The sequence below is a fragment of the Neobacillus niacini genome, assembly GCF_046591715.1.
In the GTDB taxonomy this organism is placed as follows: Bacteria; Bacillota; Bacilli; order Bacillales; family Cytobacillaceae; genus Neobacillus; species Neobacillus niacini_L.
Map to the genome: position 1 here is coordinate 327,501 of NZ_JAWVNQ010000002.1, position 25,672 is coordinate 353,172.

Genomic DNA, 25,672 nt, shown 5'->3' on the forward strand with positions numbered 1-25,672 from the left:
TTTGGGTTAATGCAGATGAGCTGGAGTGCCCGAGGCATGGGAGGAAATGAGTTTGGGGTCAATGGAGAGAATCTGGAATGCACCATTCAAGGTGTGAAAAGGAATCATGGTCATTCCGGCATGCCTAGCTCTAATGATGACAATTTTTTACAAATGTACCCGCCTTCTTGTAAAATATAATCATGATATCTAATGGAGGTAATCAAAGATGAAACGTTTATTAGATTGTACAGCCACAGACTTTGAAAAAATGACCGGCAGGGACCTGAAGCAGTCGATTCTTGCATCGGAAGGAAGAACGATTGTAGCTGAGGTTATTGGAGCAGTTACCCCTTATTATCCTGCAGTTACAAACGCAGAGATGGCGGCCGCATTTGGGGCAGATTTAATCCTGTTAAATTTCTTTGACGTTTTTAATCCGAGTTTAGAAGGGCTAACAGCAGAAAACCCAGACTCCTTAATCCGTTCACTTAAAAAGCTAGTCGGCCGTCCCATTGGCCTTAACCTAGAACCAGTCGATTTAACTGCAAAGCAGATAGAGGACCTGGTTGAACTTCCAGTGGGCAGAACAGCCACGGAAAAGTCGCTGCAAAAAGCGAAGGAATTAGGATTTGATTTTGTCTGCCTAACAGGAAATCCGAAAACAGGAGTTTCTAACTCCGAGATAACCAGGGCCATTCAGCTGGCACGGAGTGTGTTTGGTGAAGATGGGCTAATTATTGCAGGTAAAATGCACAGTGCAGGTGTGGCTGGCGAGGTGGGCAGCAGTTTGATGTCGCCTGAAACCCTGCATGCATTTATTGAAGCAGGAGCAGATATTATCCTGATCCCTTCACCCGGAACGGTACCTGGATTCACAGTTGAGAAGACGTCAAAATTAGTTGATGCTGTCCATGAAAAAGGCGCTCTTGCGATTCTGACCACTGGCACCAGCCAAGAAGGAGCAGACGAAGGAACCATTAGACAGATAGCTTTAAACAGCAAGATGGCAGGTGGTGACCTTTTCCATATTGGTGATGCTGGGGCAGCAGGGATGGCGATTCCTGAAAATATCACCTCATATTCAATCGTTGTAAGAGGAAAACGACATACTTATGTAAGAATGGCATCATCGATCTTAAGGTAATCTCCTAAAAGCTGACACAAACACTAGTATTGTTAAAAGGGCAATATTATGGTACATTAAAAATACTGTGAAATGTACGAACTAACAGGAGGTGGCTTACATGCATGCATTGGTTGTTACATTATTAGTAATCGTGAGTATTGGACTTATTCTAGTTGTATTATTGCAATCAGGTAAAAGTGCTGGATTATCCGGCGCCATTTCAGGCGGTGCTGAAACATTATTTGGTAAGCAAAAGGCACGAGGTCTTGATTTAATTTTACACCGTATTACCATTGTTTTAGCCGTTCTTTTCATTATCCTAGCGGTATTGGTTGCATACTTCGAAGTTTAATAAGAATGCTCAGAAACCTGGCTCACTGTCAGGTTTTTTTTATGCGCAAAAATCGAAGGCGTATTTCTGGAATGTTACCCAATACTTTGCTTAAACTAAGATAATGGATTTTATTGAACTGAAGGAGTTTTAACTATGAAAATTGCTGCACCAAAGCCCTTTACCTTTAAAGGGGGAGAACGAGCTGTTCTATTACTTCATGGATTTACAGGAAATTCAGCAGATGTCAGAATGCTGGGGCGCTTTTTAGAAAAAAGGGGATATACCTGTCATGCACCGCACTATAAGGGACATGGTGTTCCGCCAGAGGAGCTGGTGCACACCGGGCCTAGTGATTGGTGGCAGGACGTATTAGAGGGATATAACTTTTTAAAAAATCAAGGATATGAGGAAATTGCAGTCGGAGGACTTTCTCTTGGCGGCGTATTTTCCTTGAAATTGGGTTACACTGTACCTATAAAGGGTGTATTTCCAATGTGTGCACCCATGTATATAAAAAGTGAGGAAGTCATGTATCAAGGAATTCTTGAGTATGCACGTGAATATAAGGTACGAGAAGGAAAAAGCGAGGAACAAATCGAACTAGAAATGAATGAGTTTCGGAAGACACCGATGAAAACTTTAAAAGCGCTGCAAGAATTAATTGCTGACGTTCGAAATCATGTTGATATGATTTATGCTCCAACATTTGTGGTGCAAGCACGACATGACAAGATGATTAATACAGACAGTGCCAACATTATTTACAATGAAGTGGAATCCGTGATAAAAGGGATCAAATGGTATGAGGAATCAGGACATGTCATTACCTTAGATAAAGAGCGGGAGCAGCTTCATGAAGATGTTTATGCCTTCTTAGAAAAATTAGATTGGAAGAAGTAAATCCTATTGAGGAGGGATTTTATTGGAAGATAATATTCAACTACACGTTGATAAGCTATTACAATATATGAAGGACGAGGCATACAAGCCTTTGACTGTTCAAGAACTGGAAGAGGCTTTTGGAATTTCAGATTCAAGCGAGTTTAAGGAATTTGTAAAAGCACTTGTACAAATGGAAGAAAAGGGTCTAGTTGTCCGTACTCGCAGCAACCGTTATGGCCTGCCGCAAAAAATGAATCTAATCCGCGGAAAATTAACGGGTCATGCTAAAGGGTTCGCGTTTGTGATTCCAGATGAGCCGGGAATGGACGATATTTTCATCCCGCCAAATGAAACAAATACAGCCATGCATGGTGATACCGTACTAGCCCGTATCTCTTCAGAAAGCTCAGGACAGCGCCGAGAAGGCAGTATTATTCGCATTCTCGAACGAGGAGTTCAGCAAATTGTCGGTACCTATGTAGAAAGCAAAAGCTTTGGTTTTGTGATCCCTGATGATAAAAAGTTTGCGAGTGATGTGTTTATCCCTAAATCTGCGTCTAAAGGTGCAGTCGAAGGTCATAAGGTTGTGGTTAAGTTAACCACCTACCCAGAAGGCAGGAAAAGTGCTGAGGGAGAAGTTATCACAGTTCTTGGCCACAAAAATGACCCAGGTGTCGATATTTTATCAGTTATTCACAAGCATGGTCTGCCGATGGCATTTCCTGATGAAGTATTAAAGCAGGCAAATGAAACACCAGATACGATTGATGAAAGTGAACTGGCTAACCGCCGAGATTTACGAAATGAAACCATCGTCACAATAGATGGAGCAGACGCAAAGGACCTGGATGATGCGGTTACGGTGACGAAGCTTGAGAATGGCAATTATAAGCTTGGCGTACATATCGCGGATGTAAGCTACTATGTGAAAGAAGGAACGCCTATTGACCTTGAGGCCGAAGAACGGGCAACAAGCGTATACTTAGTAGACAGGGTTATCCCGATGATTCCACATCGATTATCAAATGGAATTTGTTCACTTAATCCAAAGGTTGATCGTTTAGTATTGTCATGTGATATGGAGATCAACGATGAAGGCCGCGTTGTGAATCATGAGATTTTTCAAAGCGTAATCAAAACGACTGAGAGAATGACATATTTCGATGTCAATAAGATTCTAGTTGATAAAGATGAAGAAACACGCAGTCGTTACGAGTCCCTTGTTCCAATGTTTGAGCAAATGGAAGAGCTCGCACAAATATTGCGAGAGAAGAGAATGAAGCGAGGAGCAATCGATTTTGATTTTAAAGAATCAAAGGTTTTGGTTGACGAAGACAGTAAACCGACTGATGTTGTTCTTCGCGAGCGTTCGGTTGCGGAAAGATTAATTGAAGAATTTATGTTGGCCGCCAATGAAACAGTGGCTGAGCATTTTCACTGGATGGAAGTGCCGTTTATTTACCGTATTCACGAGGACCCAAAAGAAGATAAGCTAAGAAGATTTTTTGAGTTTATCACGAATTTCGGATATATTGTCAAAGGAACAGCCAATGATGTACATCCAAGGGCATTGCAAGAAATTATTGAAGAGGTACAAGGGAAGCCGGAAGAGATGGTTATCTCAACGGTGATGCTTCGTTCTATGCAGCAGGCGAAATATGACCCTGAAAGCCTGGGGCACTTTGGATTATCAACAGAGTTCTATACTCATTTCACATCGCCAATTCGTCGCTATCCTGATACCATTGTTCATCGCTTAATCCGAACGTATCTTATTGAAGGAAAACTTGATGAGACAACAAGGGAAAAGTGGAATGCGAGATTACCGGAAATTGCTCAGCATTCCTCGAAGATGGAGCGCCGTGCGGTTGATGCAGAGCGTGAAACGGATGAGCTGAAGAAAGCTGAATACATGGAAGACAAGATTGGTGAAGAGTATGACGGTATTATTAGCTCCGTGACCAATTTTGGAATGTTTGTCGAGCTGCCCAATACGATTGAAGGTCTCGTTCATGTCAGCTACCTGACTGATGATTACTATCGTTTTGATGAGCGTCATTTTGCCATGATTGGCGAACGGACCGGTAATGTATTCAGAATTGGCGATGAAATTACGGTTCGGGTTGTAAAGGTCAATAAAGATGAACGTTCGATCGACTTCGAAATTGTCGGAATGAAAGGGACCCGTCGTGAACGTTCAGACACTCCGAGAGTGTTCAAAACCGGAAGCGATACGAAAAAGCCTAGACGTAATAAAACCCAGGAAGGCCGCGGTGGTCAAAAGTCAGAAGGCCGTGGAGGCAGTTCTGGGCAGGGATCTGGTACACGCAAGAAAAAGAAGTTTTACGATAATGTCCCTAAAAATAAAAGTACAAAGCGGAAAAAGAAGAGATAAGCTTTTATTTTAGTACACTAGAAAAAACTGTTCGAAGCGGTTTAATAACCGTGACTCGAACAGTTTTTTTGTTGTGCCCTCTATATTCAAGAAGTTTAATTCTTAGCTGATATTTTGGTGTTGATTTTTTTTCGAATTAAATCCAGGCATAATAATAAAAGTGGAAGAAACATCCCTATAGTTAACAAAAGTGGAATCCAAACCTCCATACTTGTTGACTCTGAATATGTAATGTTTGGATATATTATCAAGGAAAGTATCACTAATATCATGCCTAAGGGTAAAGTCAGCGGCCTATAATCTTTTATGTTCAGCGTTTGAGCAAATCCTACGGCAGATCCAAAAAAGTAAATCGTAATTTTGAAATAAAGAGAAATAAACCACATGATAGCAAGCATTGCTTCTAAACGTTGTACAAACCCGCCTACATTGATTTTTCGAGCTAATGCATAACTTGGATATAACTGCCTTGCTGAATTATCAACACCAATAACCAAGATACTTAATATTGTAATAATTAAAAGCAATACTCCCCCAATTAAATTCCCAATGATAAGGGCTTTAAATGCTTGTTTAGGATGTTGAATATAGCCTGGAAAAACCATTAACAGGCAGATAAGCGAAAGGCAAGAAAAATCTAAGTACAAGAGAATAGCTGATATGATTGGTTTTATCCCCGTCACAAAGACGGGCTGAATATTTTGTATTTCAATTTTAGGTGAAACAAAAATGATAAAAATAATAAAAAGCAATATAAACCAGGGAAAAAGGATCTCCCCTGCTCGCGCGACAGTTTCTATACCATGACGTACCCCTTGAATAATAATCAATAAAAAGAGAATAAGGATCACTTCAATTGGGGTGTCGGGCAATATTTGTACTGTCAAAAACTCTCCTAAAAAAAATAATAGAGTGGCTGCAATGATGAATAAGCAAAAACTAAAAAAAAGAGAAACGAATTTACCTAACCATTTTCCTAACAATTTTTCATTTATTTCAACCAATGTCATGTCTGGAAAACGAATTCCCAGGGTGTAATACAACCACATGAGTAACATTCCAATTATGATTCCAACTATTATGGAAACCCAAGCATCTTGTCTGGCATACGTAATTAACCCTGTAGGCGCATTTAAGATCGTACTCCCCACTGTTAATAAAATGACTAGAATAGATAATTGACCTACAGATATTTTACCGTCTTTCTGCATCGTTGTTGTCCTTTTCATTAAATTCCAAGTAATAAAGGTAATGGTTAATATATATTTTCTTCTGCAAATGGGGATATTATTCTTTGATAGAAAACATTGGAAGTATTGAGGCGGAACTTTTTTTAAAATTTTCCCTTTATGTATTTGCTTAAATAGAAAGGGTCGGAATCCATGATACAGAGAAAGGCAATTTTGGTCTTATTAATTGTAATTCAAATAATCACAACCGGCTGCTGGAACCGTCGTGAATTAAATGAACTTGCTATTACTCTGGCTATGGGAATTGACCTAAACGAGGATGGTAAATATCTTGTGACTGCTCAAGTGGTAAATCCAGGAGAAATTACGACAAAAGCTAGGGGGCATGCACCAGTCATTATTTTTCAAGCTGAGGGGGATTCCATGCTTGAGGCATTCAGAAAAATGACCATGGAAGCTCCAAGGAAAATTTATCCTTCTCATCTCCGAATCTTGGTAATTGGAGAGTCTTTAGCAAAGGAGGGGATTGGAAAACCATTAGATTTGCTCTTAAGAGATTGGGAATTGCGATCTGATTTTTACATTGCTGTAGCAAAGGGAAAGAAAGCAGAAGATATCTTAAAGGTTCCAACTTCTTTAGAACGAATACCTGCGAATAAATTGTTTAATACTCTCGAAGTCTCCGCGAAGGCATGGTCAGCAACAAGATATGTTACGTTAGATGAATTGATTGAGGATATGGTAAGTGAAGGAAAACAACCGGTGTTGACAGGTGTTCATGTAAAAGTAAAAGGTGACGAAAAAACTTCTTTCAGTAAACAAATAGTAGAAAAAATCGATCCTGTTGCTAGATTGTATTTTAAAGATTTAGCGGTTTTTAAAAGAGATAAATTAATCGGCTGGTTAAACGAAGCTCAAAGTAAAACTTACAGTATTGTCACAAACAACGAACTAAGTTCTGTTGGAAATGTATCCTGTCCAAAAGGAGGGAAATTTGTTTATCAAGTGACGAATTCAGAAACGGAAGTAAAAGGAAGAGTAGTAAATGGAAAACCTGTAATTGATATAAATGTTCGCGTAGAGGGCAAAGTGGCTGAGATTGAATGTGATCTTGATTTGAAAGGGAAAAAATCAATTGATAATTTAGAGAAAATCTATGAAAAAGAAACAAAGAAAATGCTTGAAGAGGCAATTAAACATGTTCAGAAAAATGAAAAAGTAGACATTTTTGGGTTTGGTCAGGCAATTTATAGGGCAGATCCTAAAGAATGGGAAAAACTAAAAAAAGACTGGGATAAAAAATTCGAAGACATGGAAGTAAATGTGAATGTCCATGGAAAAATCAATAGTATAGGAACGGTAGGTAATTCATTTTTAGAAGAATTAAAATGAAATTTCTGTTTCATATAATGGATTCAAGAAAATGAGAGGGGATAAATGGATGGTGGTTTTTAAGAAACTAAAAAATAAAAACAGATTAAACCCTTTCACAGATGAAATAGATGATCAAAGTCTTAACAATAGTAAGGGTTACTTAAGCGAAAGCCTAGAAGAAAATAAAAAATTCGTCCTGAAGAAACTTGGAAATAGCAGCGACATTGTAATTAGGGATATAAAAATTGGCAAAGAGAATTTAGTTAGAGCCAGCATTTTTTATTGTGATGGATTAGTGGATACTGAATCTATTCAAAAATCTGTCCTGGAACCGCTCATGTTGGACATTACTTCCCATAATGATCAATTTTTAGCTTCTAGGTCAAGTATATTAGAAGTCTTAAAGGACCACTATCTTACTGTTGGATCCATAAAAGATGTTATGGATTACACCACTCTGTTCAATTCCTTATTATCAGGGGATGTCATTCTTTTGCTGGATGGAATTGCTCAAGGTCTCATGATCAGTATGTGCGGCTGGAAGGAACGGGCTGTAAGTGAATCAACCGCTGAAAATGTCATTAGAGGTCCAAAGGAAGGTTTCACTGAGTCAATCCGTACGAATTCTGCATTGATTCGCCGAAAAATAAAATCGCAGCAATTATGGATTGAATCGAAAAACATCGGTAAACTCACTAAAACCGATATAGCGATCATGTACATAAAAGGAATTGCAAATGACAAAATTGTACAGGAAGTTCATAGACGGCTAAATCAAATTGACATAGATGGGATTTTGGAGAGTGGTTATATTGAAGAATTGATCCAGGATAAAACCTATACTCCGTTTCCAACGGTATATTACTCAGAACGGCCTGATGTGATTTCTGCGGAGCTCCTTGAAGGAAAAATTGCGATACTAGTGGATGGAACCCCGAATGTTTTAATCGTACCAGCACTGTTCGTTTCTTTTATACATGTTGCTGAAGATTATTATCAGCGGGCAGATATTAGCTCACTTATCCGTTTGCTTCGATTTTTAAGTCTATTTATTGCATTATTGGCCCCCTCCTTATTTGTTGCGATCACTACTTTTCATCAGGAGATGGTGCCGACTGCACTTTTGATAAATCTTGCTGCCCAACGAGAAGGTGTTCCCTTTCCAGCATTTATTGAAGCGCTCATGATGGAGGCTGCATTTGAAATTTTGCGGGAAGCTGGTTTACGAATGCCAAGGGCTATAGGTTCAGCCATTTCAATTGTGGGAACATTGGTCATTGGAACAGCTGCAGTTGAGGCTGGAATCGTATCAGCAGCCATGGTAATTGTTGTTGCCATCACGGCAATTTCTAGCTTTATACTTCCCTCCATTGCCATGTCAGCGTCTCTTAGAATGCTTCGTTTTCCAATGATGGGGCTTGCTGCTTCTTTTGGGTTATTCGGTATAATTGTCGGTTTAATATCACTTATTCTCCATTTGTGCAGCCTCCGTTCGTTTGGCGTTCCTTATATGAGCCCCTTCGGTCCTTTAATAAAGGAGGAAATAGGGGATTCAATTGTTCGCTTACCATGGTGGAGGATGGTTTCTCGCCCTCGGCTAATAAGCAAAACCAACAAAAATCGTGGCCATAATCCGGTTCCAACTCCACCGGAAGATAAAATTTAATATTGACCTCCATTTCATTGTCTTGATTTTTATTCTTAAGAAGAAAGGAAGAAGCTATAAAAGTGGCTATAGCCGGAATCTTAGTTGTTGTTGCGATCATTATTGCGATTGATGTACCTCATATGTTAAGAAAACGATTGGTAAAAGAGCTATGGATATTTTCCTTCCTTTTATTATTTGGGACCGTACTAAGTATTGCTAGAGCCTTACATGTTTGGATTCCTAATCCGCTAATCTGGCTTACATTCATTTATAAACCATTTTCTAATCTGTTGAAAAATTTATTAACATAAACTTCCTTACGTAGTCTTTTACTTTAAGAACGGCAGTTTTAACCTTCAAATAGGCTTCCTTTCAATTGTTATAAAGGATTTTTTTTGCTACAATAAAAGCCTAGAGAAGAGGTGTTGTCTATGCCAAAAGGTGAAGGGAAAGTGGTTGCCCAGAATAAAAAGGCATACCATGATTACTATATTGAAGAAACATATGAGGCTGGAATTGTCCTACAAGGAACAGAAATCAAGTCAATCCGCGCTGGAAAAGTGAACTTAAAGGATTCCTATGCAAGGATTCATAATGGTGAAATGCATCTATTAAATATGCATGTTAGTCCATATGAGCAAGGTAATCGCTATAATCATGATCCTTTGAGACAAAGAAAACTTTTGCTCCATAAGCGGGAAATTAATAAGCTTTTTGGAGAAACAAGAGAAGCAGGCTATGCGCTTATTCCATTAAAGATTTATTTGAAAAATGGCTTTGCAAAAATCTTATTAGGATTAGCAAAGGGTAAAAAGAATTATGATAAGCGTGAGGTCTTGAAGCAGAAAGAAGCCAAGCGTGATATTGAACGAGCATTCCGTGAGCGTCAAAAAATGTAATTACAAAAACTTACAATTGAAAAAGACGTTCAGTGTGTTATAATAAGTTTGTCGCTAAGGAGCGGCGATAACTTTTGCTCAAACTATTGTTGAGCATCCGACGTCACTAGCTTTAATCTTAAGTAGATTATTGCTCATTTTATAATGGGGACGCTACGGATTCGACAGGGGTAGTTCGAGCTTGGGTTGCGAGTCGAGGGGATCGGCCTCGTTAAAACGTCAACGCCTATAACTGGCAAAACTAACAACAACTTAGCTTTCGCAGCTTAATAACTGCATAGCTGTTCGCCCCTCCATCGCCTATGTGGTAGGGTAGCGGACTCAACGATAGTAGGCTACGCCGGAGTCCACCGTCTGAGGACGAAGGAAGAGAACAACCAGACTAGCTGACCGGCCGCCTGTCGACAGGCAAAAGGATCAGCGAATCGCCAATATGTCGACTACACTCGTAGAAGCTTAAGTGCCGATATCTTTGGACGCGGGTTCGATTAGTAAATAGTCGCCTTATGTGGTAACACATAAGTGAAAATTCGGCTTTATCGGTGAAACCTAAGTCGCTTAAACGAGCGATAAGGCAATGCCGAGCGGTATGTGGAGTAATCCAACAGCCGTGTATCGACTTATAGGCTGCCATTTAATTGGTAGTACTAGGATGCGAAATCCTTACCTTTAGGTAAAAAATATGATTCGCATAAGACGCCGAAGGACCTGTAAACTACGCAGGTTCAAGATATAGTCAGTGCCATGACGAAAGCATGGAAACGCACGTCCCGCCGTCTCCACCATACATAAGGTGGAATACAAGATCAGCTGATGCTGGTCTTTTTTTATATACTAAAAAAGCTTTCTTCAAAAGCTAGTTTCTTTTCTAGAGATTCCATAGTGTACTTTCCGTTTCGGGGTGTAACCTCCTCATACTTTTTAAGAATCCATTGTGCTCGGTTTCTTTTTTTATCTACCCTTAGATAAGGAGATATATGTCTTAGTATGGATATAACAGCTTCTTTTTTCTTTATATTTAAGGTATATGAATTCTTATGCTTATCAGGTTTGTAATTTTTCTTATTATTGATTGTTCCTCCTGATAGAGACTGTATGTAAACTAATAGTTCTTTATCTGTTGAAGCAATGGATATGCAAGGGCGTCGATGTTCGTGTACATGCATTCTAGTTAAAGAAATGGAGCCTTCCCCATCAATAATACCTGCAATATATGCAGCTTCCCAACTTTCCATTTATATCACTCCTCATCATACAATGAAATACAAACATACGTTCTATTTATATTATATGATATTTTGTTAAAACTTTCAAATTTAACAAAAGCTATCCCTTCATCAAGAAAGGATAGCTTTTATTATTTAATGCGGCATATTGTTATTCATATTCATATTGTTAGGCGGCATTTGCGGCTGCCCCATATTCTGCCCCATCGCTGAACCTTGTGCAGGGGCGAAAGTATTTCTGTAATTATTCATATCCTGCTCAGCAAGCTGCGGCACTTGATAGTAATGATGTTTATTTTGATAAATAGAAAGCTCATAGCCCATTTCAATGCAATTTGGAATTGAATCTGCGAGCACGCGACGTACCACTGGATTCGTTGTCTCTAATGCTGCCATCGTTTTCATTGATGCGCTTGATTTGCAAGAAGCCAGCATACAGCTTGAAATGTATTCATCATTAATTTCCGATGGTGATTGCCAAGGCTTCTTTGGCTGAGCTGGTTTCATTCCATAGATGAAGTCATTACCTTGGTTCATCATATATTTTGAAGTAGGGTGGGAAGGATTTTGTCCAGTTTTGAAACATTCGACCGTGATGTTGTATTCATCCTGCATAAATTTATATTGACGATCAAGAATATCCAGTAATTCTGGATCCTTTACATGCTGGCGTAATAACATGTATGAATTCATTGTGCCAATTGCTGCTCCTAGAACCTCATTTAAATCAATTACCTCATGGCCTCCATGATTCAATTGCGGAGGTACATTTCCCGTATGCATATTTTGGTGCATTTGGCCTTGTTGTCCTTGCTGGTTTTGCATCATATTCTTCTCCTCCTAATGTGTAGATGTTAGCCATAGTTATTATGTATCAATTGACCGGAGTTATTCACCTGTACAATTTGTTCAAAAGATTGTAACGGTAGGGGTTTTAGAATTAGAATTCCACGTCAATAATGGCAGGTAATGAGTAGCAGGAGGTGAAGCAGCCAATGCAAGAAGAATTAAAGATTTTTTATCAAATATTTACAACCACAAAAGATGCAATTGAAAAATTTATGAATATGCTCGACCCAATAATTCAAAATGCGGCTGATGAACATGAACGGCTATATTATCACCATATTTATGAAGAAGAAGAGCAGCGGCTTTCCCGTTTAGTTGTCCTGATTCCACTTATTAGTAAATTTCAGCAAGTGAAGGATGAGAAGGAATTTTCTCCAGCTAACAATGAATTTAATCGGCTTCTACAAGAACTTAATCTTGAGAAATTCGGATTACATAATTTCGTAGAACACTTAGATTTAGCACTATTTCGCTTTACAGATGAAGAGCGAAGCAGCTTGTTAAATAGCTTAAGGGAAGTTTCCTATAAGGATTATCAGCAGGTTAAACAAATGCTGATCGATATTAATAGTCGATTTGATACTAATTATGTAGACCCACATGCCTATCATGATGAGGAACATGACCACCTTGACCGGTCCCATTCGGTAACGATGGACCATCACCATCATACGGCTCCACAGACTAAACAGAGAAGAGGCTTTACGGTGGGAAGCTTAATTTAAGGAAAAGAGAGGAAAAACAAATGAACAAAATACAGTTATATCCTGATTCACCGTTATCAAATCAAGAATTTACTCAGTTAGATCAAACTGTCGTTGATGCAGCAAGGAGACAATTGGTCGGGCGCCGTTTTATTGAATTATACGGCCCGCTGGGAAGAGGCGTACAAAGTATCTTTAATGATATTTTTGCAGAAAACTTAGAAGCTAAAATGGATTTTCAGGGGTCCTTCGATACGGATATCGAGACAAGTAAGAGGGTGAACTATACGATTCCATTGCTTTATAAGGACTTTGTATTGTATTGGCGTGACTTAGAGCAGGCAAAGGTATTAGATATCCCAATAGATTTTTCTGCGGCAGCCAATGCGGCTCGTGATGTGGCGATACTTGAAGACCAAATGATTTTCCATGGTACAAGGGAGTTTGATATTCCTGGTTTGATGAATGTTCCCGGCCGTCTAACCCACTTGATTGGGGAATGGTATGAATCCGGAAATGCTTTTCAAGATATTGTTGATGCCAGGAATAAGCTGCTTGAAATGAACCATAATGGACCATTTGCACTTGTACTATCTCCACAATTATATTCCCTGATCCATCGTGTCCACCGTGATACAAATGTATTAGAAATTGAACATATTCGTGAATTGGTTACAGATGGGGTGTTCCAATCTCCTGTTTTAAAAGGAAAATCAGGCGTACTGGTGAATACAGGGAAAAATAATCTAGACCTTGCTATATCAGAGGATTTTGATACTGCATACTTAGGTGTAGAAGGGATGAATCATCCTTTCCGGGTTTATGAAACCGTCGTACTGAGAATTAAGCGCCCTTCTGCTATTTGTACATTGGAGTCTATGGGGGATTAATGAAACATCGCGTATTCACCGTCGGTTCACTCATACCGGGAAGGCTGATGGTTAAACCCCAAGCACCAGTACCAGTCGAAAAGAAAGAAAAAATGCAGCCAGAAAAAATCGTTGTGGAACAAAACGGCAGCAAGATTGAAATTCAACCGGTAAAAGGAAAGCTGCTCGACACAGCCTTAAATCAAGGAAAACAGATCAATTATAAATGCAAAAAAGGTACATGCGGACAGTGTAAAGTCAAAGTCATAAAAGGCTCTGGATTGTCTCTCCCTAATGAGCAGGAGCAGAAAAAGCTAAAGGATGAACTAACAAAGAGCTATCGTTTAGCTTGCCAGGCAGAAATTCTATAAAAAATTCAACAAAAAAACGAGGTCCACAAAATCAGGACCTCGTTTTTTATTATGCTAATTTAACCACTTTTTCTTCTACAGGGAACGGAAGTGAGAAATTGTGCTTTTGTAATTCAGTCACACTTATATCATGTACAAGTCTTAATGCTTCTTTTTTAAAGGTTTTTGTAATGAAGCCACTGTTGACCTCACATAGTTTTTGCAGATATTGTAATGTATCGCGAACGAGCATTTGTTTAATAAAGGCATTCTTGAGCTGGCAAATTAATTTATGCTCTAATCCTTTAATAACGGCAATTTGATCGACATGGGCGATGATATTTTGGCCGTCTTCATCGATAAACCCAACAGATACATATTGTCCTTTTGAGAAATCAACATTAGTAAACACAGGGTTTAAATAGGTTTCACCGGAAGAAAGAGTGATAGAGTCTGCTTCTGCTGCACCGCCGATTTTACGTTGATTGGCTATGACCGTGTGAATATCCTTTAACCCAAATAACATGTTAAACATAGTGATGATCCCCCATTTCCGAAGTACTTTATATTGATGATTCTATAGATAATGAGAATCATTGTCAATGGAGTATAATGTCTATTTTTGACGTTTATATGAAAATGCCCGCTGGAAATTCAAACCAAAATCTAATTCATAGCAAGAGAAGAAACCCAAAAATGCGCAAAAGATAGAAGTGAAAGAAAAGTTAAACTGACCATAATGGAAAGTGAATACTTTAGACTTGGCTTACGAATAAAAGGAAAAAAGAAGGAAGCCAACAGACTGAACCATCCGATTACTGAAAGTATAATAAAGCTGTCAAGAACCATATGCGGTAACAGCCCTAAATAAAATAACCCGCCCCAAATAACACTTACCATCAGGGGGATAAATAGATCTTGTCCCTTTCTAATTACAGCGATACTGTCATGTTCGTGGTGTTTTTTCGAAAGAAGAGGATAAATAAAATAAGGCAGAACGAATCCAAAGAAAATCCCCGTTACCAATCTCCGTGGGTTAGTCGATTCAAAAAGATGAGTGTATGAACCTAGACCATCTATTATTAATGGAACTAAGAACAACAGAAGCGTAAAGCTTGTTTTAATTGATGGAATGGTAATACTTTGTTTTCGTTTTGAAACATGTAAATAGATAAGCGTTGAAAATATCCCTATATAAATACCAGTATCTCTTGCGCACACAGCCAACGAACGACCGGACACTTGCAGTGACCGTTCTTCTAATTGATGGCATAACGCCTGGCCAAGAAAATGTAAAATATCATGCAGCATCATGCATCACTCCTGTAATCAAAAAACCCAATTCAATCAGAAGAATTGGGTTTTCGTTCCGAGAATTAATAGGTCATAAATGCCGGAATAATAGATAATGCAGAAGCTGCAAACCAGCAAATACAACTAAGGGCAATCGCAACAATACCAACAATTAAACAAGTTTTTCCCACTGCCTTTTTGTCTATATCTTGATCATTCATCCATACAATCCCTAAAATGATTCCAACAACCGGTATAAGAAAAGACAAAATGTATAACAGTGCTCTTTGACCGCCAGACATATCGACCCCTCCATTCCTTACTAAAAACCAGGTAAATGCATGCTCTTTGAATATGTATGAGAGGTAATTGGATATTTTGCCTGTCTAGCTTTATAAAATTCCTCTGGGTCTTTTGACTGAATCTTTTTTTATAAAGATTCAGTCTTAAAAGTAACAATCAGATACTTATTTGTTATAATAAAGATAATACATAAATTAGGACATAATAAATGGGGTTTGATATGATAAATAATCTAATTAAAAGCAGCGGGTTTAAAAGAATTTCTATTTTTGTCTTATTGGCGCTAGTTCTTTATGGACTAAAAGATATGATTAATTTGATTTTATTTACGTTTATCTTCACCTTTTTAATGGACCGGCTGGTGATTTTCTTATCTAGAAAAATTCCATTAAATCGAAAAATCCTTGTTGTAGCTTCCTATTCTACAATTGTTGGGCTGCTCTCATATGGTCTTGTGAAATACTTACCAATGATCATCGGTGAGATAACAGCATTAATAAAACAAATCACTGCATTTTATACAAAAGAACATGACAATATCATATTAAATTATTTGGTCAGCCGCCTTGAGGAAATTCAGATTTCTAATTATCTGGAGAGAGGATTTACCTTTTTAATTACCTATTTTACTGATATTAGTACCTTTGGCTTACAAATACTTATTGCTCTGTTGATGAGCTTGTTCTTTTTACTAGAAAAACCTCGTTTAATTGAATTTACTAAAAAGTTTAAAAAGAGTAAGATAGCTTCTATTTATGCAGAAATAGAATTCTTTTCACTTAAATTTGTTGGTACATTTGGTAAAGTTATTGAAGCCCAAATTATCATCGCAGTCGTTAACTGTATCCTGACCACCATTGCATTATGGATATTTGGTTTTCCGCAATTAGGCGGATTATCCATTATGATTTTATTCCTTGGATTAATTCCGGTTGCGGGAGTGATCATTTCTCTTATCCCGCTTGTTATTATTGGGTATAGTATTGGCGGAATCATGACAGTCCTTTATGTCTTTATTGCCATCATGATTATTCATGCGATTGAAGCATATATATTAAATCCAAATTTAATGTCTTCAAAAACCAATTTACCTGTTTTCTATACCTTCCTAGTATTAATTTTCTCGGAACATTTCTTTGGTGTTTGGGGATTAATAATAGGTATTCCGGTCTTTGTTTTCCTATTGGATGTGTTGGAAGTAACTGATAATAAGAAAGTATAGAAGGTGAACCTTATGAGTGAATGCAAACTGGACCACACAAAGGAAGATGTAAGAAATAAATATGAATCACAAGCAGCTTTTCTCCCGGAAGAATTGAAGCCTTTATTTACTCAATTTTTTTCAGAAGAACACACTCAGGACCTATTAAATGAAGTGTTTCATCTTTTGAAAAAATATGATTTAGCGAAAGTTGAGGAAAGAAATACGAGAAATAACAGGCTGCTATTAGTATTGAAAAATGTGTAAAAAATGAAAACCCCCAAGTTCTTGGGGGTTTTTGCTTTAACAAATGGCCGTTTTCTTCTTTACTCCAATTTTATCCCTCTCGGCAATTTTATTGATATATTGTGTTGCTGCTGGAACTTTACATGCGGTGTTACCGACATTGACATGAACCTTTCCAATCTTTTCTGCAGCTAAAACGGCTTCTCCATGCAATTCTTTCACATAGGCTCCGACACTAATAACAAAGGTATTCATTGCATATCGGACTCGGTTCCGTTCATTGTGAATAGTTGCTGCTACTTGAGTTAACCTGCTGCGTATTTCTTCGATGTCCAATTCTTCATCTGGTGAAATGGAAAGATAGTTTGTATATGTATTCCACCCGCATACTGCAGTCATTTCTTCAGGTGAATCCATCCATTCTCGGGCAAGTTCAAGTGCAAATTTGCTTTCTGATGCAACCCCCGCAACTGTATATTCAGCAAGCATGTACCAATAGGCTTTTTTAACCCAATCCTGAAGCGTTTCTTTTGAGATCAGTTTTGGGTTCACAGAAAGACCAGCTAAGTACATTGCATCATGATTTCCTGTATTGTAGAGTGCTAACGCAAGTTCATGGTCCTTTTTTACAAACTTAACGAGTTTTTTTAAGTCGCCAACCTTCACTCCAAAGAATGGTTCCTTTACACCGTGGTTCATATAGATTTTTTTTGTTTGCTCTGACCCCAGTTCCTCAAGCTTTCTCATCACTTCTTCCAAGTTCATGCCCATTCCTCCTCAAAAATCAGTATATCCCTTTGTCTTACTAATTCTACCAGCAATTTTACCTTTTGGGAAAAATTCACTAAATAGGAAGTGTGCTATTTTCATGAAATCAGCTTTTTTTGAAAATAGTAAGATTATCTAATGCACGAGAAAGTAGGGATATCATGGGAGAATTATTAAAATTATTAAGAAAAGGTAATAAATCTGCATTGATTGCAGCGATCGTTAACACCATCATTTCCATCGCTAAAGGTGTTGCCTATATGTATACAGGAAATGTTGCGATGTTTGCTGAAACGATGCATAGTCTAGGGGATGCAGCTAACCAATTTTTTGTGTTTGTGGGTTCTGCTTTAAGTAAGAAGTCACCAACCGACAGATTTCCAAATGGCTTTGGCCGTTTAGTTAATTTAGTTTTATTAGGAGCCGTATTAATCGTTGGAATTATGGCGTTTGAAACGATTCAAGAAGGTTATCATCATATTCTTCATCCAGCTGAATCAGAAGGGTTCCTTATTAATGTCAGTGTACTTGCATTTGCCCTCATACTCGAGATATACGTCCTTTATAAGGCTATGAAGGAAGTAATGCATGAAGTGGGAGAACCAGCAAGCGGTCCAAGTATTTTTATTAAAAGCTTTACACATCTTAACAGGGCTAAACCGGCAACAAAGCTTGTATTCCTGGAAGATTCAGTCGCGACTAGCGGGGGTCTGCTCGCAATTATTGCCGTTATCATTTCCCATTTTACCCATATCCATTGGATTGAAGGTGCTGCTTCTATCCTTATTGGCTTAATGATGTTTTTTGTTGTCGGCCGAGTCTTCTTGGATAATGCCGCAGGTGTTCTAGGAAGGGCCGATGAGGAAATGGAAGAGAAGATTGGGCAATTAGTAATGTCTGACCCTGATGTAAAAGATATCCAAGACCTTGCTGTTATTAAAGAAGGAGAGGATTTACATGTGGAATTGGAAATTGAGATTGATCCTAAACTAACGATTGCAGCCGCAGATGATATTAAAGACCGTTTGCAGGAAAAAATCATGGCTGAAAAAGGAGTTGTCGATGTTACGATTGAGTTTGATGAAGAAGATGGGGTTATGACCTGGAACAGTGATTCCACTGATAAGAAATAAGATAGGCTGACTAACAGCCTATCTTTATTCCCATGGTTTTTCAGTTGTAAAGTAACTTGCTAGTTCTTTACTGTTTTTGCGATGCTCTTTCCGTTTTTCTGCTCGATCTTTTCCTGTTTCATAGAGCTTCTTTTCCTCATTTGTTTCAGGGATAATCTTCGGTACAGGTGTTGGTTTGCCATTCTCATCCAATGCAACAAAGGTAAAAAAAGCAGTAGCAGCAATCTTTCGATTACCAGTCATTAAATTTTCAGCGATAATTTTAACGAAAACTTCAATTGAAGATGTACCTGTCCATGTCACAAAGGATTCAAAGCAAACAGAATCCTGCTGGGTAATTGGACTAAGAAAATCTACTGAGTCTGTCGAAGCGGTCACAACCTCTCGCCTTGAATGACGGGTAGCAGAGATAGAAGCAAGCATATCCATGTCACTCATTAGTTTTCCGCCGAACATGGTATTATGGTTATTTACATCGTTAGGAAAGATCCTGCTAGTTCTAACAACTCTCGATTCATTACACGTTTTTGCATTCATCTTTATTCCTCCATCATCTGTGATAACTTATTTTGAGCTGAAAACCAATTCTATAATCATATCATTTGTTGAGGCAGGGAGTAAGATTAGAAGTAAATGTTATACAATTATGATAAATTACAATTAGCAAATATAATGAATGGAGGTTTAAAACCATGCAAAAAGAAATTATCGGGGCATTGAATGTTAAACCCGAGATTAATCCTAAGGAAGAGATTAGAAGTCGAATTGATTTTCTAAAAAGCTACTTGTTAAAAACAAAGGCGAAGGGGTACGTATTAGGAATCAGCGGAGGGCAGGATTCAACGCTTGCAGGACGACTTGTTCAGCTGGCGGTTGAAGAACACAGGCAAGATGGCAAGGATGCTTTATTTATTGCAGTTCGTCTGCCTTATGGGAAACAGAGGGATGAAGACGACGCAGCCCGGGCAATGAAGTTCATTTCAGCAGATCGTGAATACACGTTTAATATTCAAGCTGCAGTGGATGCGGTTCAAACGGAATTTAATGAAAATTCTACATTGCCCTTAAGTGATTATCATAAAGGCAATGTGAAGGCTAGAATGAGAATGATTGCTCAATATGCCTTTGGAGGAATGGAGGACTTGCTCGTCATTGGTACAGACCATGCGGCAGAAGCGGTAACTGGTTTCTTTACAAAACATGGTGATGGCGGGGCGGATGTGCTGCCATTAAGCGGATTAACAAAGCGCCAGGGCAAAGCCCTTCTTAAAGAGCTGGGGGCAGAAGAAAGACTTTATTTAAAGGTGCCAACAGCCGATTTGCTTGACCATAAGCCAGGGCAAGCGGATGAAACAGAACTCGGCATTTCATATGATGACATCGATGATTACCTAGAGGGAAAACCTGTTTCACAAGAAATCGCAGAAAAAATTGAGAAACGGTATCGCATAACGGAACATAAGAGGCATCTCCCAGCATCCATGTTTGACCAATGGTGGAAATGAGCATGGGGATCTTCCATTTCTAATTCAAGCGGAAGCGTCTTTGCGCTTCCGCCTTTTCTTATCCAAAGATTCATAAAAATGCTATAATTTGCCCGATTATTCTACCACACCTCTTTTATAATTAGATTTAAACAAATCATTATAAAAAGGATGTGGAAAATATGAATTCAAAGATGACAGAAACAAAATTCCTGCTTTACACGGTCAATGCCATACTTCTGTTAATGTTGGTTCGTATTTTCTTATCACAAATCTACACCATATATGACCCCAAAAACTATGTTGGCATACACTCCATGTTAGAAATTATCTGTATTGCTGTTTCTTTTACAATCTTCCTATTTGGCCTTAAAAAGTTCAGTACCAATAGATCACTTCGTTTGCTGCTTTTAGCCTTTACTTTTTTAACCGTCGGAATTATTGATTTATTCCATACCCTTTCCTACAATGGAATGCCTTTCTTTATAACTGCGAGCTCTGTTCAAAAGGCAACCTGGTTTTGGATATGTGCCAGGTTCATCCAATCCATACTAATGTTGATGATAATTCTCCTGCCTGATAAGAAAATAAAGAAAGATTATCGTGCTTTAACAGTCATTTTAGGATTAATATTAACCGGTTCTGTCGGATACATTATTATTTCATATGAGAAAGTTCTGCCCTTGCTTGTAATAGAAGGAAAAGGAACTACTTTATTGAAAAATGGAATGGAATACGGTGTAAGTTTTATCATGTTCATCTCATTGATGGCTGCCTTATATCAATATTATCTAGATAATAAAGAAGACAAATTATATTTCGGCCTGGCTTTTGTCTTTTTGCTTCTTACCGAACTAATTTTTACAATCTACCAAAGTGTGTTTGATCTTGATAACTTCTTAGGTCATGTTTATAAAGTCTTTGGATTTTACTTTATCTTAAAAGGGTTTTATTTTTCTGAACATGAAACCGAAGAAAAACCTATCGAATCAAATACGCTATCGGATCATCCAGGATTATTTTTTACATTAAAGAGAATTGGAAAACAGTTTGTTTGTACGAATATTGATGGCGAACTGCTCAAGGAATTACACTATTCACCAATGCAATCCTCGGGAGTTAGTATTTCGAACATCCTCCCTGCATTGGATGTATCGCTAAATGACTATTGTCATTTAGCAAACAAAATCAAGGAAAATATCACCTTTAAAATAGAATATCAGGATAAATTATTATTAATTACCATGAAGCCAGCCGTTGACGAAATGGGCCAAGATGTTATACTAGGAACGGTGATGGACATGTCGGGTATATTTCCCCGGAGGTCCAATAGAAAGCTGGCCAGACCAGAAAATAATAAAAGTGTAAAAATAGTAATGTAATCATATCAAGGATTACCTTGCTATTTTTTTTATTGTTCACAGCTAATGACGAGATATATTTTCCATTGACTAAGATGACGGACCTGCGTATTATTATTACGTTAATATAATAATTATTCACTTTGAAAGTGTTAGATAAATTTATGTGACTAAAGCTCGGATAAGGGGGTTACATCTTGGGGAATTCTAATAAGTTAGGTTTTTGGGTTTTAACCGCCCTAGTTGTCGGTAATATGGTCGGTTCAGGTATATTCATGCTTCCTCGGTCATTATCAGAAGCTGCCAGCCCTGCTGGTGTGATGTTAGCATGGTTATTAACTGGGATAGGTGTGTTAATGATTGCTCTTGTGTTCGGAAACCTGGCAATCCGGAAACCGAATCTGACAGGAGGGCCACAAATTTATGCAAAAGAACTATTTAAACCTGGATCACAAAGCTCCATACTTTCAGGATTTATGGCTTCTTGGGGATATTGGATTGGAAATTTAGCTGGAAACGTAGCGATTATTACAACGTTTGCTGGTTATTTATCAACCTTCTTTCCTGTTTTAACTTCTCAAGCAGACTGGTTTACTATTTTCGGATACACTTTAAAGGTTGGGAATGGGTTAACCTTTATTGTCTGTACCATTCTTTTATGGGGTACGCATTTAATCATCTTACGCGGTCTGGAAAGTGCCGGGAAATTAAATTTTGCTGCAACAGCTGCCAAGGTGACAGGATTTTTACTATTTATTATTGTCGGGCTCTTTACCTTTGATAAAGCAAATATATTGCCAATGGTTGAAACTAGATTAGGTGATTCAGGTCAAACCTTTGGTTTAATGTCACAAGTTAATAATGCAGCGTTAGTAACTCTATGGGCTTTCTGTGGCTTAGAGTCAGCTGTGGTTTTTGCATCACGTGCGAAAAGGAAAATTGATGTAAAGAGAGCAACGATTGTCGGACTATTTATCGCACTTGGTATTTATATTGGTATCAGCACGCTTGTTATGGGGATGTTAGACCAAAATACACTTATTAGTTCAGAAAAGCCATTGATTGATGCGATTCAAACTGTTTTAGGACCTATAGGCGGTAAGGTTTTAGCTGCTATTGGGTTAATTAGTTTAATTGGTTCAACGATTGGCTGGGTAATGTTGAGTGCGGAAGTGCCATATCAAGCAGCAAAACAAGGATTGTTCCTTCCAGCTTTCTTAAAAGAAAACAAAAAGGGCCTTCCTATCTTTTCACTTGTACTAACAAACGGCATTGCTCAAATTTTTATATTCTCAACTGTTTCTAAATCGATTTCAGGAGCTTTTGATTTTATCATTACTATAGCAACGTTAGCGTATTTAGTTCCTTATTTTATTGCTTCGGTCTATCAATTGAAATTAGTTATTAAGGGTGAAACCTACCACAATACGAAATCAAGATTGATTGATGGGATGATTGCAACAGTAGCGACCATTTATTCCGTATGGGTGATTATATCAGGAACATCAGATTTAAAGACCTTTATATTAGGAATTGTCCTTTTATCAAGTGGGATTTTCTTTTATGGCCCGCTTAAGAAAAAGCGTTCTAAAGAAGAGAAACACAAACAATTATTATCTGCATAAACCATTGCACCTGTCAGCTTTTCTTAGAGGGTTACCTTTATGAAAAGCTGACAGGTGTTTTACATTTAAATGAGTAAAAAGGGAACGATAATCTTAAGGAGTATTGGTTTGGTCTAAACTTATATAGGAGGTTTACCGACGTGAAGAAACTTTTGGTTGTAATAGCCCTTCTACTCAGTGTTCTATTGCTTGTGACAGCGTGTGGTAAAGATGATGAGGCGAAGAAGGATAAGAAAGAGGATAATAAGACAGCAGAAAAAGCTGATGATAAAGATTTACTTGCTAAGGTTAAAGATGAAGGCAAACTGTTGATAGGAACAGAAGGTACATATGCACCGTTTACATTTCATGATGAAAGTGGAAATCTTACGGGTTTTGATGTTGAAATCTCGAGAGAAGTTGCAAAGCGCATAGGGGTAGAGGCTGAGTTTAAAGAAACACAGTGGGATGCGATATTTGCCGGGCTCGATGCCAAGCGATTCGATATGATTGCAAACCAGGTCGGAATTAGGCCTGACAGGCAGGAAAAATACTCCTTCTCAGATCCATATATCACCTCAGCAGCTGTTTTGGTGATTCACAAAGATAATGATAAAGTAAAGACGTTTGAAGATATAAAAGGTTTAAATGCAGCACAATCATTGACAAGTAACTATGGAGAAATGGCTAAAAAGTATGGTGCAAATTTAGTTAGTGTCGAAGGCTTTACCCAGTCAGTGGAACTTCTTGCATCCAAGCGTGTGGATGTTACGATTAACGACCGGATTTCGTTTTTAGATTATACAAAGCAGCGACCTGATGCACCGATTAAAATAGCCGCGACTAGTGAGGATGCATCCGTAAGCGGACTTATGTTTAGAAAAGACAGTGATACACTTGTTAATGAGGTTAATAAGGCATTATCCGAAATGATAGCGGATGGCACCTACAAAAAAATCTCTGAGAAATGGTTTGGTGAAGATGTACTTAAATAGTATTATTGCTGACCCAGAGAGAACGGCTCGATTAATTGACATAGCTCAAAGTTCCTTTCTGCCCCTTTTGAAAGGGGCTATTTTTTATACGATTCCCTTAACCATTATTACATTTATTGTTGGCCTGATATTAGCCATATTAACTGCCTTGGCTCGAATTTCAAATGTGAAGGTCCTCCAAATGATAGCAAGAATCTATGTTTCAGCTATCCGTGGGACTCCGCTGTTAGTACAGCTATTCATTATTTTTTATGGACTCCCTACCATAGGAATTATTATTGATTCCTATTCAGCGGCAGTGATTGGATTTTCTCTAAGTGTCGGAGCGTATACATCTGAAATTATTCGTGCAGCGATTCTTTCAACACCAAAGGGACAGTGGGAAGCGGGCTATTCCATTGGGATGAGTTACGCTCAAGTGTTAAGAAGAATTATCCTGCCGCAAGCTGCAAGAGTTTCCATTCCACCGCTTTCAAACTCTTTTATTAGTCTTGTGAAAGATACTTCACTTGCATCACTTGTACTTGTATCCGAGATGTTTCGTAAGGCTCAAGAAATCGCTGCGAGCAATTATGAATTCTTATTGGTCTATTCTGAAGCTGCCCTAATTTATTGGGTCATTTGCTTTATCCTTTCAGTTATTCAGCAAATGATAGAAAAGAAACTAGATCGGTACGTGTGAAGGGAGGGAACTTACGTTGATTTCTATTCAAGGCTTATATAAGCAGTTCGGAAAATTAGAAGTTCTAAAAGGAATTGACATTGAGGTAGAAAGGGGCAATGTGGTCGTTGTGATTGGGCCCTCGGGTTCAGGAAAGACAACCATGCTCCGATGCTTAAATGTTTTAGAAACACCAACAAAAGGCGTTATTTCTATAGAAAGTCAAACACTTGATTTCTCGAGAAATGTATCGAAGAAAAATATTGCATCTTTTCGACGATTAACGGGTATGGTATTTCAAAGCTATAACCTATTCCCCCACAAAACAGCTCTCGAAAATGTGATGGAGGGACCCGTGATTGTTAAAAATGAAAAAAAGGAAATTGCGCGAAAAAAGGCCCAGACCTTATTAGAAAAGGTAGGGCTCGGAGAAAAACAAGATTATTATCCCGCACAGCTCTCAGGGGGACAGCAGCAAAGGGTAGGAATTGCGAGAGCATTGGCTATGGAGCCGAAGGTAATGTTGTTTGACGAACCAACTTCTGCCCTTGACCCTGAATTGGTCGGGGAAGTGTTAAAAGTCATGAAGGACCTTGCGAACGAAGGAATGACCATGATTGTCGTAACACATGAAATGCGCTTCGCAAGAGAGGCTGCAGATGAGGTTATTTTTATGGATCAAGGTGTGGTGGTCGAAAGAAACAAACCAGAGGAAATCTTCACCAATCCAAAAGAGGAACGAACCCGAAAATTTTTAAATATGATTCAGTAAGTGCTATGGCAAAAGTCATAGCA

The 25,672-nt window shown here is 38.3% G+C and carries 28 protein-coding genes and 1 other RNA gene; 21 read left to right on the forward strand and 8 right to left on the reverse strand.

The window, feature by feature from the left end:
• Positions 1-208 precede the first annotated feature (208 nt).
• From SFC47_RS08845 to rnr, 4 genes are all read left to right on the forward strand, one after another.
• Positions 209-1,126, forward strand: coding sequence for a DUF7916 family protein (locus SFC47_RS08845; RefSeq protein ID WP_411253914.1), 918 nt, complete (start codon positions 209-211; stop codon positions 1,124-1,126).
• A 100-nt stretch (positions 1,127-1,226) separates the two neighbouring features.
• Positions 1,227-1,460, forward strand: coding sequence for a preprotein translocase subunit SecG (secG, locus tag SFC47_RS08850; protein WP_095246682.1), 234 nt, complete (start codon positions 1,227-1,229; stop codon positions 1,458-1,460).
• 135 nt (positions 1,461-1,595) lie between these two features.
• A complete protein-coding gene (locus SFC47_RS08855; protein WP_411253915.1) occupies positions 1,596-2,342 on the forward strand; it encodes an alpha/beta hydrolase in 747 nt (248 codons plus the stop codon).
• Positions 2,343-2,364: 22 nt separating this feature from the next.
• The gene (rnr, locus tag SFC47_RS08860; protein ID WP_411253916.1) at positions 2,365-4,719 is read left to right on the forward strand and encodes a ribonuclease R; all 2,355 of its coding nucleotides are present in this window, start codon (positions 2,365-2,367) and stop codon (positions 4,717-4,719) included.
• Positions 4,720-4,814: 95 nt separating this feature from the next.
• On the opposite strand, the gene SFC47_RS08865 is transcribed toward rnr, so the two are convergent.
• Positions 4,815-5,930, reverse strand: a complete 1,116-nt coding sequence (locus SFC47_RS08865) for a GerAB/ArcD/ProY family transporter (protein ID WP_411253917.1) — start codon at positions 5,928-5,930, stop codon at positions 4,815-4,817.
• A gap of 171 nt (positions 5,931-6,101) precedes the next feature.
• Here SFC47_RS08865 and SFC47_RS08870 point away from each other — a divergent pair, with 171 nt between their 5' ends.
• The 5 genes from SFC47_RS08870 to ssrA all read left to right on the forward strand — a co-directional run bounded on the left by SFC47_RS08870 (position 6,102) and on the right by ssrA (position 10,321).
• On the forward strand, positions 6,102-7,301 hold the full coding sequence (locus SFC47_RS08870) for a Ger(x)C family spore germination protein (RefSeq protein ID WP_411253918.1): 1,200 nt from the start codon (positions 6,102-6,104) through the stop codon (positions 7,299-7,301).
• A gap of 49 nt (positions 7,302-7,350) precedes the next feature.
• Positions 7,351-8,949 (forward strand): spore germination protein, encoded by a 1,599-nt coding sequence (locus SFC47_RS08875; protein WP_411253919.1) that lies wholly within the window; start codon positions 7,351-7,353, stop codon positions 8,947-8,949.
• 62 nt (positions 8,950-9,011) lie between these two features.
• Positions 9,012-9,242, forward strand: coding sequence for a hypothetical protein (locus SFC47_RS08880; RefSeq protein WP_411253920.1), 231 nt, complete (start codon positions 9,012-9,014; stop codon positions 9,240-9,242).
• Positions 9,243-9,362: 120 nt separating this feature from the next.
• Positions 9,363-9,830 (forward strand): SsrA-binding protein SmpB, encoded by a 468-nt coding sequence (gene smpB / locus SFC47_RS08885; protein WP_411253922.1) that lies wholly within the window; start codon positions 9,363-9,365, stop codon positions 9,828-9,830.
• A 154-nt stretch (positions 9,831-9,984) separates the two neighbouring features.
• Positions 9,985-10,321, forward strand: a transfer-messenger RNA (tmRNA) gene (ssrA, locus tag SFC47_RS08890).
• A gap of 336 nt (positions 10,322-10,657) precedes the next feature.
• On the opposite strand, the gene SFC47_RS08895 is transcribed toward ssrA, so the two are convergent.
• Entirely contained in the window at positions 10,658-11,065 is a 408-nt protein-coding gene (locus SFC47_RS08895; protein WP_411253923.1) for an LAGLIDADG family homing endonuclease, read from the reverse strand.
• A gap of 126 nt (positions 11,066-11,191) precedes the next feature.
• Positions 11,192-11,881, reverse strand: a complete 690-nt coding sequence (locus SFC47_RS08900; RefSeq protein ID WP_411254096.1) for a spore coat protein — start codon at positions 11,879-11,881, stop codon at positions 11,192-11,194.
• Between the two features lie 170 nt (positions 11,882-12,051).
• Here SFC47_RS08900 and SFC47_RS08905 point away from each other — a divergent pair, with 170 nt between their 5' ends.
• From SFC47_RS08905 to SFC47_RS08915, 3 genes are read left to right on the forward strand one after another with little or no spacing between them, the layout of a single operon-like run.
• Positions 12,052-12,630, forward strand: coding sequence for an IMEF encapsulin system ferritin-like cargo protein (locus SFC47_RS08905; protein ID WP_411253924.1), 579 nt, complete (start codon positions 12,052-12,054; stop codon positions 12,628-12,630).
• 20 nt (positions 12,631-12,650) lie between these two features.
• Entirely contained in the window at positions 12,651-13,499 is an 849-nt protein-coding gene (locus SFC47_RS08910; RefSeq protein ID WP_411253925.1) for a family 1 encapsulin nanocompartment shell protein, read from the forward strand.
• A complete protein-coding gene (locus SFC47_RS08915) occupies positions 13,499-13,849 on the forward strand; it encodes a 2Fe-2S iron-sulfur cluster-binding protein (protein WP_411253926.1) in 351 nt (116 codons plus the stop codon). Before SFC47_RS08910 ends, SFC47_RS08915 begins: the two co-directional genes overlap by 1 nt.
• 49 nt (positions 13,850-13,898) lie before the next feature.
• Here SFC47_RS08915 and SFC47_RS08920 read toward each other — a convergent pair whose 3' ends face one another.
• The 3 genes from SFC47_RS08920 to SFC47_RS08930 all read right to left on the reverse strand — a co-directional run bounded on the left by SFC47_RS08920 (position 13,899) and on the right by SFC47_RS08930 (position 15,423).
• Entirely contained in the window at positions 13,899-14,363 is a 465-nt protein-coding gene (locus tag SFC47_RS08920; RefSeq protein WP_411253927.1) for a hypothetical protein, read from the reverse strand.
• 131 nt (positions 14,364-14,494) lie between these two features.
• Positions 14,495-15,142 carry a DUF2085 domain-containing protein gene (locus SFC47_RS08925; protein WP_411253928.1) on the reverse strand — a complete coding sequence of 216 codons (648 nt, stop codon included), beginning with the start codon at positions 15,140-15,142 and terminating at the stop codon, positions 14,495-14,497.
• A 62-nt stretch (positions 15,143-15,204) separates the two neighbouring features.
• Positions 15,205-15,423: a hypothetical protein gene (locus tag SFC47_RS08930; protein WP_411253929.1), complete on the reverse strand. Its 219-nt coding sequence runs from the start codon at positions 15,421-15,423 to the stop codon at positions 15,205-15,207.
• A 221-nt stretch (positions 15,424-15,644) separates the two neighbouring features.
• Between SFC47_RS08930 and SFC47_RS08935 the strand changes: the two genes are divergently transcribed.
• Together SFC47_RS08935 and SFC47_RS08940 are read left to right on the forward strand one after the other, a co-directional pair.
• A complete protein-coding gene (locus SFC47_RS08935) occupies positions 15,645-16,646 on the forward strand; it encodes an AI-2E family transporter (protein ID WP_411253930.1) in 1,002 nt (333 codons plus the stop codon).
• A gap of 12 nt (positions 16,647-16,658) precedes the next feature.
• Entirely contained in the window at positions 16,659-16,892 is a 234-nt protein-coding gene (locus SFC47_RS08940) for a hypothetical protein (RefSeq protein ID WP_411253931.1), read from the forward strand.
• A 36-nt stretch (positions 16,893-16,928) separates the two neighbouring features.
• Here SFC47_RS08940 and SFC47_RS08945 read toward each other — a convergent pair whose 3' ends face one another.
• Complete coding sequence (locus SFC47_RS08945; protein ID WP_411253932.1) at positions 16,929-17,636, reverse strand: DNA alkylation repair protein; 708 nt, start codon at positions 17,634-17,636, stop codon at positions 16,929-16,931.
• A gap of 164 nt (positions 17,637-17,800) precedes the next feature.
• Between SFC47_RS08945 and SFC47_RS08950 the strand changes: the two genes are divergently transcribed.
• Positions 17,801-18,772, forward strand: coding sequence for a cation diffusion facilitator family transporter (locus tag SFC47_RS08950; RefSeq protein ID WP_411253933.1), 972 nt, complete (start codon positions 17,801-17,803; stop codon positions 18,770-18,772).
• 24 nt (positions 18,773-18,796) lie between these two features.
• On the opposite strand, the gene SFC47_RS08955 is transcribed toward SFC47_RS08950, so the two are convergent.
• Positions 18,797-19,309: an acyl-CoA thioesterase gene (locus SFC47_RS08955; protein ID WP_411253934.1), complete on the reverse strand. Its 513-nt coding sequence runs from the start codon at positions 19,307-19,309 to the stop codon at positions 18,797-18,799.
• A gap of 155 nt (positions 19,310-19,464) precedes the next feature.
• Between SFC47_RS08955 and nadE the strand changes: the two genes are divergently transcribed.
• From nadE to SFC47_RS08985, 6 genes are all read left to right on the forward strand, one after another.
• Positions 19,465-20,277, forward strand: coding sequence for an ammonia-dependent NAD(+) synthetase (gene nadE, locus SFC47_RS08960; RefSeq protein ID WP_411253935.1), 813 nt, complete (start codon positions 19,465-19,467; stop codon positions 20,275-20,277).
• 161 nt (positions 20,278-20,438) lie between these two features.
• Complete coding sequence (locus SFC47_RS08965; protein ID WP_411253936.1) at positions 20,439-21,638, forward strand: membrane-associated sensor domain-containing protein; 1,200 nt, start codon at positions 20,439-20,441, stop codon at positions 21,636-21,638.
• Between the two features lie 176 nt (positions 21,639-21,814).
• On the forward strand, positions 21,815-23,242 hold the full coding sequence (locus tag SFC47_RS08970) for an amino acid permease (protein ID WP_411253937.1): 1,428 nt from the start codon (positions 21,815-21,817) through the stop codon (positions 23,240-23,242).
• 140 nt (positions 23,243-23,382) lie between these two features.
• A complete protein-coding gene (locus SFC47_RS08975; RefSeq protein WP_411253938.1) occupies positions 23,383-24,216 on the forward strand; it encodes an amino acid ABC transporter substrate-binding protein in 834 nt (277 codons plus the stop codon).
• The gene (locus SFC47_RS08980) at positions 24,203-24,898 is read left to right on the forward strand and encodes an amino acid ABC transporter permease (protein WP_411253939.1); all 696 of its coding nucleotides are present in this window, start codon (positions 24,203-24,205) and stop codon (positions 24,896-24,898) included. The genes SFC47_RS08975 and SFC47_RS08980 overlap by 14 nt, the downstream gene beginning before the upstream one ends.
• 16 nt (positions 24,899-24,914) lie before the next feature.
• Positions 24,915-25,649, forward strand: a complete 735-nt coding sequence (locus tag SFC47_RS08985; protein WP_411253940.1) for an amino acid ABC transporter ATP-binding protein — start codon at positions 24,915-24,917, stop codon at positions 25,647-25,649.
• The last annotated feature ends 23 nt before the right edge of the window (positions 25,650-25,672 follow it).

Coding starts and splice junctions, on each gene's coding strand:
- SFC47_RS08845 (WP_411253914.1), top strand. CDS start 209: ATGAAACGTTTATTAGATTGTACAGCCACAGACTTTGAAAAAATGACC.
- secG (WP_095246682.1), top strand. CDS start 1,227: ATGCATGCATTGGTTGTTACATTATTAGTAATCGTGAGTATTGGACTT.
- SFC47_RS08855 (WP_411253915.1), top strand. CDS start 1,596: ATGAAAATTGCTGCACCAAAGCCCTTTACCTTTAAAGGGGGAGAACGA.
- SFC47_RS08865 (WP_411253917.1), bottom strand. CDS start 5,930: ATGCAGAAAGACGGTAAAATATCTGTAGGTCAATTATCTATTCTAGTC.
- SFC47_RS08870 (WP_411253918.1), top strand. CDS start 6,102: ATGATACAGAGAAAGGCAATTTTGGTCTTATTAATTGTAATTCAAATA.
- SFC47_RS08875 (WP_411253919.1), top strand. CDS start 7,351: ATGGTGGTTTTTAAGAAACTAAAAAATAAAAACAGATTAAACCCTTTC.
- smpB (WP_411253922.1), top strand. CDS start 9,363: ATGCCAAAAGGTGAAGGGAAAGTGGTTGCCCAGAATAAAAAGGCATAC.
- SFC47_RS08895 (WP_411253923.1), bottom strand. CDS start 11,065: ATGGAAAGTTGGGAAGCTGCATATATTGCAGGTATTATTGATGGGGAA.
- SFC47_RS08900 (WP_411254096.1), bottom strand. CDS start 11,881: ATGCAAAACCAGCAAGGACAACAAGGCCAAATGCACCAAAATATGCAT.
- SFC47_RS08905 (WP_411253924.1), top strand. CDS start 12,052: ATGCAAGAAGAATTAAAGATTTTTTATCAAATATTTACAACCACAAAA.
- SFC47_RS08910 (WP_411253925.1), top strand. CDS start 12,651: ATGAACAAAATACAGTTATATCCTGATTCACCGTTATCAAATCAAGAA.
- SFC47_RS08915 (WP_411253926.1), top strand. CDS start 13,499: ATGAAACATCGCGTATTCACCGTCGGTTCACTCATACCGGGAAGGCTG.
- SFC47_RS08920 (WP_411253927.1), bottom strand. CDS start 14,363: ATGTTTAACATGTTATTTGGGTTAAAGGATATTCACACGGTCATAGCC.
- SFC47_RS08925 (WP_411253928.1), bottom strand. CDS start 15,142: ATGATGCTGCATGATATTTTACATTTTCTTGGCCAGGCGTTATGCCAT.
- SFC47_RS08930 (WP_411253929.1), bottom strand. CDS start 15,423: ATGTCTGGCGGTCAAAGAGCACTGTTATACATTTTGTCTTTTCTTATA.
- SFC47_RS08935 (WP_411253930.1), top strand. CDS start 15,645: ATGATAAATAATCTAATTAAAAGCAGCGGGTTTAAAAGAATTTCTATT.
- SFC47_RS08940 (WP_411253931.1), top strand. CDS start 16,659: ATGAGTGAATGCAAACTGGACCACACAAAGGAAGATGTAAGAAATAAA.
- SFC47_RS08945 (WP_411253932.1), bottom strand. CDS start 17,636: ATGAACTTGGAAGAAGTGATGAGAAAGCTTGAGGAACTGGGGTCAGAG.
- SFC47_RS08950 (WP_411253933.1), top strand. CDS start 17,801: ATGGGAGAATTATTAAAATTATTAAGAAAAGGTAATAAATCTGCATTG.
- SFC47_RS08955 (WP_411253934.1), bottom strand. CDS start 19,309: ATGAATGCAAAAACGTGTAATGAATCGAGAGTTGTTAGAACTAGCAGG.
- nadE (WP_411253935.1), top strand. CDS start 19,465: ATGCAAAAAGAAATTATCGGGGCATTGAATGTTAAACCCGAGATTAAT.
- SFC47_RS08965 (WP_411253936.1), top strand. CDS start 20,439: ATGAATTCAAAGATGACAGAAACAAAATTCCTGCTTTACACGGTCAAT.
- SFC47_RS08980 (WP_411253939.1), top strand. CDS start 24,203: ATGTACTTAAATAGTATTATTGCTGACCCAGAGAGAACGGCTCGATTA.